This window comes from Mailhella sp., from assembly GCF_057866825.1.
Genome location: NZ_DBMAHT010000139.1, coordinates 1 through 5,066, shown reverse-complemented (window position 1 = coordinate 5,066; position 5,066 = coordinate 1). Strand labels below are relative to the sequence as shown.

Genomic DNA, 5,066 nt, shown 5'->3' with positions numbered 1-5,066 from the left:
GACCTCATCGACGGCTCGGGACCGGATACTCTGACGCCTCCGGTATGCCTCAAGCTGAAGGATCTTCGCGACACGTATTCCGTGACGCTCCCTGAGCGCGCGGTCGCCTATTTCAACGTGCTTACCGTGAGCAGAAGTCCGCTGGACATGCTGAACATCTGCCGCGACGTGGCGCAGCGGGCGCTTGATGAAACGATTGCGGGCATCAAGGAGGCCGGACGTCGTTTTCAGCAGCTCTCCGGCCGCAGGGACACTCCGGTTCCCGACTGGCAGTCGAGCGTGGTTACGGTGCATGAGCTGACGGAACGTCTTGCCGGGGAACTGGGCGCGGAAGAGGCGGAAAAGACTCTGCGGGATTTCGCCGGGGCTCTTCCTGCGGACATGGATGAGCGGGAAAAGGGCCTTGCGGTGCTGGATCACCTGGTGTCGCTGCTCAATCTCAAGGGGCCTGCCGTGGTGGTGGGATTTTTGCCGCCCTATTATCCGCAGCGCATCAATCTGCGCGCCACGGACAAGGAGCGTCGTCTGCGTTCCATCATGGAGGGCGTGCTGGATGATCTTGAAAAGAGTGTGGGGCAGGTCAGTCTTGTGGACTGCTTCAGCGGCATCATGGATCTGAGCTACATGGGCTTCCAGGGGCGCCCCGAAGAGCTGAACACGCTGGCCGAGAACATGCCCGGATGGGGAACGGTCTTCTCTCTGTCCATGAAGGATCTCATGTCGCTCGACGTTCCCATTGCCTCCGTAGGTCCTTCAGGTAAGGACGCGCACAAGGATACGGAACGCCTGGAGCTGGATTACTCCTTCACCGTCGCGCCGAAGATGCTCGAACGGGTGATCCGGGAATTGTCCGTCATTTCTGATGAAGGCGTTGCCACGCGCTCTGCTGAAACGCCGTCCAGCCGTCCTTGATCGGACGACAGCGGCGTCGCAGATAACGGTAGAAGTAATAGAGCCGGTCTGCGGCGGAGACATTCATATTGAACAGAATGGGGCTGCCTGTGGCGTTGACGGCCTGCCGGTTTTTGATGGCGGTCATGCCAGGGCAGCCTTCCATATTGCCGCAAAAGTCGTCCCGGGCGTCCAGTTCGCGCCGTATGGCCTCGATGTCAAAGGCGTACCAGGGCCAGGCGTGATGAATTTTGCGTCGGCGCAGGGGTGGAGCGTCGTGCCTGGGCGGCTCCCACACATAATAGTTGTCCGTTTTGGCTTTGGCGATGAGGTCGAACTGCAGATTGTGGGCCTCTTCGTCGCCGTTCATGCGGTTGATGACGATATAACGCGTGCCGGGATGTTTCAGCAGCAGCATGGTGTGGAAGGCAGAGCCGATGCAGCCCATGACAACTTCAGCCGAACCCAGCATGTCGATTTGCTCTTCCAGCGAATGATGTTCCGGATGCACGATGAGCCAGCCCCGCGACGCGAGCATGTCTTCCAGTTCCCGTTCGTTGGTGAAGATGATGTTGTCGGAATTGACGGCGGAGCGGGAAAGCCAGACACGTTTGCCTACCTGTACAACGGATTCATGCACGGCAAAGGCGTCCACCTGTTCCTGTGTGAGCCACACGTCGCACATCAGACCGGGCACGGGGAAGAGCATGTCCCGGAACAGGGTGGGTTCGTTGACGAAGGCATAGCCGTTGCGATCGCATTCCGTAAGATGGAACAGCGTGTGCTGCCAGGGTGTGATATCACCCGCCGAGGCGTTGCGCCAGACGATGCGCCTTTCGGGATGACGGCGGAACGCGTAAAGGCTCTGCATGGTTTCAATGAGAAAATGCCCGTAGTGGAGCTGAAAAAGTCCGCCCCATATGCAGGGTTCCTCCACAATCCGCACCGGGGCCTCGTACGGAGCCTGTCTGCGGGCCTGGCGTCCGCGACGACACATGTGCGCCAGCGCGACGGGTTTTCCATCGCACCAGGCTCCGGAAAAGCCGTATCTGTCGGGAAGAATGACGACGTCGTGGAGAATCGTCTCCTGAAGCGTGACTGGCCTGAGATTTTTGAGAGAACTCGGCATGGAAACCTTCCGGGAGTCTTTGAAGAGTTGAGGGCGGGGCCGCAGACGTGTCCTGCATGATATCGCGGATGGCAAAAGTCGTCCATGCCCTTGCCGCAGGCGGAAAGGCAGCTTCATCCGGCAAATCTCCGGCGCACAGGAGCGCGGGACTTCCCTTGAAGTCGGCCGGAGCATGGCTTATACTGTTAGGCGTTGTTTTTCCCTTTTCCGCCCGACGGGCTTGGAGATTTCATGTTTGAACTTGCATTCAACGGCAGGCCGTATCTTACGGTCGACAACACGCTGCCTCTTTTCTTCATAGCCGGGCCGTGCGCCATCGAAAGCCGGGCTCATGCGCTGGAGGTGTCCGCCGCGCTCAAGGAAATTTTTGCGGAGGCGGGCATTCCCTTCGTGTACAAGTCGAGCTTCGACAAGGCGAACCGCAGCTCCGGCGCGGGCTTTCGCGGTGTAGGCATGAAGGAAGGGCTTTCCATTCTTGCCGAAGTGCGCGAGAGCCGGAACATTCCCGTGCTCACCGACATTCACACCGCCGAGCAGGCCGCGCCCGTGGCTGAAGTGGCGGACTATCTGCAGACCCCGGCTTTCCTCTGCCGTCAGACCGATCTCATTCTTGCGGCCGCTTCCACCATGAAGCCGGTCAACATCAAGAAAGGACAGTTCCTTGCGCCGTGGGAAATGGAAAACGTGCTCAAAAAGGCCCGTTCCACGGGCAACGAGCGCATCACGCTGTGCGAGCGCGGCACCACCTTCGGTTACGGCAACCTTGTCGTGGACATGCGGGGCCTTGAAATCATGAAGAAATTCGCGCCTGTGGTGTTCGACGCCACCCATTCGGTGCAGCTTCCGGGCGCGCAGGGCTCGTGCAGCGGCGGTCAGCGGGAATTCGTGCCCACTCTGGCCCGCGCCGCAGCAGCCGTGGGCGTGGCCGGCATATTCATGGAAGTGCATCCCGATCCGGACAAGGCTCCCTGCGACGGGCCGAACATGCTGGCGCTCAGGGATCTGCCGAAGTTCCTTTCCCTCATCAAGGCCTTTGACGCCGTGGCCAAGGAGAAGAGAGCATGAGCATGATTGCCGTCATTCCTTCCCGGTACGCGTCCACGCGCCTGCCGGGCAAGCCGCTGGTGGACATCTGCGGCAAGCCCATGGTGCAGCACGTGTACGAGCGGGTGCGCCGGGTTTCGCTGTTCGACGAGGTGCTGGTGGCCACGGACGATGAGCGCATTGCAAACGCCGTCGAGGCGTTCGGCGGTGCGGCCTGCATGACCAGTCCCGACTGCCCTTCGGGGTCGGATCGGCTTATCGAGGTGGCGAAGTCCCATCCTGCGGACGTCTATGTGAACGTGCAGGGAGATGAGCCGCTGGTGGAGCCCGCCTCCATTGAAAAGCTGGCGCGCGCCATGCTGGACGATCCTTCGCTTCAGATGGGCACGCTCTGCTATCCCATAAGCGCGGAACAGGCGCAGAATCCCAATCTGGTGAAGGTGGTGCGCGCCCACAACGGCAACGCGCTGTATTTCAGCCGCGGCCCCATACCGTTTCCGCGCTCCGGGGGGATTGCTCCGCAGTATTTCGGCCATCTCGGCATGTACGCCTATCGCCGGGAATTTCTGATGAATTTCGGCAGTCTTCCGTATTCGCCTCTGGAAAACACGGAAAAGCTGGAGCAGTTGCGCGTGCTTCAGGCGGGCATAGCCATCCGCGTGCTTGAAGTGGAGGCCACGGGGCCGGGCGTGGATACGCCCGAGGATCTTGAAGCGGTGCGCCGCATACTGACGGAAAAGGCCGGGTAGTCATGGCAAAGTATCTTGATGAAGCCAGGCAGGTTCTGCGCGACGAAGCCCACGCCCTGCAGGTGCTGGCCGACGAGCTCGGGGAAAGCTTCGAGCGCACGGTGGATTGTCTTCTCGGCATCAGGGGCCGCATTGCCGTGACGGGCATGGGCAAGAGCGGCCATGTGGCGCGGAAAATTGCGGCGACGCTCGCTTCCACCGGGTCTCCGGCGTACTTCATTCATCCGGCCGAAGCGAGTCACGGCGATCTCGGCATGATGACGCCCGAGGATGCCGTCATTGCCATTTCCAATTCCGGCAACACGGCGGAACTGACGGATATCGTGCTCTACGCCTCGCAGAACAACATGCCCATAGTGGCCATTACCCGAAACGCCGACAGCTTTCTCGGCAAGCACTGCGATTATCTGCTGCTGCAGCCGCAGCTTCACGAGGCTTGCCCGCTCGACTGTGCGCCCACCACGAGCACCACGGTGCAGATGGCCCTCGGCGACGCGCTGGCCATGTGCCTGCTGACGGCGCGGGGCTTCCGCAGAGAGGATTTCCGGCGTTTTCATCCCGGCGGTTCGCTGGGTCAGAAGCTTTCGCTGGTGCGCGATCTCATGCACACGGGCGACGCCATGCCGCTTCTGACGCCCGACGCGCCCATGATGAACGTTCTGGCCGAAATGACGCGCAAGGGATTCGGCTGCGTGGGCGTCATGGACGGCGAGAAGCTCGTGGGCATCATTACCGACGGCGATTTGCGGCGTCACATGGGGCCGAACATTCTGGAGAGCACGGCCGAGGAGCTGATGACCAGAAATCCCGTGTGCGTTGACGCCGACGCGTTGAGCGCCAAGGCGCAGGGAATTATGGAAGAAAAGAAGATCACCTGCGTGTTTGTGGTGGACGACGAGCACAGGCCGCTCGGCATTCTGAGCATGCACGACATTTTGTAAAAATGCGCCCCCTGCTTCCACCATGCAGGGGCGACGTTTGCGGCGCGGCAGCGCGCCCGAGTGACGGCCGGATTCTCCGAATGGAGGTCCGGCCGTTTTGCGCACAAGGCGAAACGATGGATGCCCGCGGGGAGGGATGTCATGTTCCGTTTTGGGCGCGGATTGTCAAATGAATGACAACGGCAAAAGGCTCCACGCTCTCATGACGAGGTCGCGGAGCCTTGTACGCTGATTGATGCCGCTTGTCCGCGGAAGGAGAAGAGCCCCTCTACTTCCTTGCGGCCTTTGCCTGCTTCTCGAGTTCCGCCAGAT

5 protein-coding genes are annotated in these 5,066 nt (G+C 60.8%); 4 read left to right on the top strand and 1 reads right to left on the bottom strand.

The window, feature by feature from the left end; genetic code table 11:
- Positions 1-912, top strand: a 912-nt coding sequence (locus ACZM96_RS09520) for a hypothetical protein (RefSeq protein WP_489488766.1), incomplete at its 5' end; no start/stop codon positions are given.
- Here the strand turns inward: ACZM96_RS09520 and ACZM96_RS09515 are convergent.
- Complete coding sequence (locus ACZM96_RS09515) at positions 854-2,020, bottom strand: glycosyltransferase family 61 protein (protein ID WP_489488765.1); 1,167 nt, start codon at positions 2,018-2,020, stop codon at positions 854-856. The genes ACZM96_RS09520 and ACZM96_RS09515 overlap by 59 nt on opposite strands.
- Positions 2,021-2,251: 231 nt before the next feature.
- Here ACZM96_RS09515 and kdsA point away from each other — a divergent pair, with 231 nt between their 5' ends.
- Genes kdsA through ACZM96_RS09500 form a run of 3 tightly spaced genes read left to right on the top strand, consistent with a single transcriptional unit; the run spans position 2,252 to position 4,754 of the window.
- Positions 2,252-3,085 (top strand): 3-deoxy-8-phosphooctulonate synthase, encoded by an 834-nt coding sequence (gene kdsA / locus ACZM96_RS09510; protein WP_294488449.1) that lies wholly within the window; start codon positions 2,252-2,254, stop codon positions 3,083-3,085.
- On the top strand, positions 3,082-3,813 hold the full coding sequence (gene kdsB, locus ACZM96_RS09505) for a 3-deoxy-manno-octulosonate cytidylyltransferase (protein WP_489488764.1): 732 nt from the start codon (positions 3,082-3,084) through the stop codon (positions 3,811-3,813). Before kdsA ends, kdsB begins: the two co-directional genes overlap by 4 nt.
- Positions 3,814-3,815: 2 nt before the next feature.
- Positions 3,816-4,754, top strand: coding sequence for a KpsF/GutQ family sugar-phosphate isomerase (locus ACZM96_RS09500; protein WP_489488762.1), 939 nt, complete (start codon positions 3,816-3,818; stop codon positions 4,752-4,754).
- Positions 4,755-5,066: the final 312 nt, after the last annotated feature.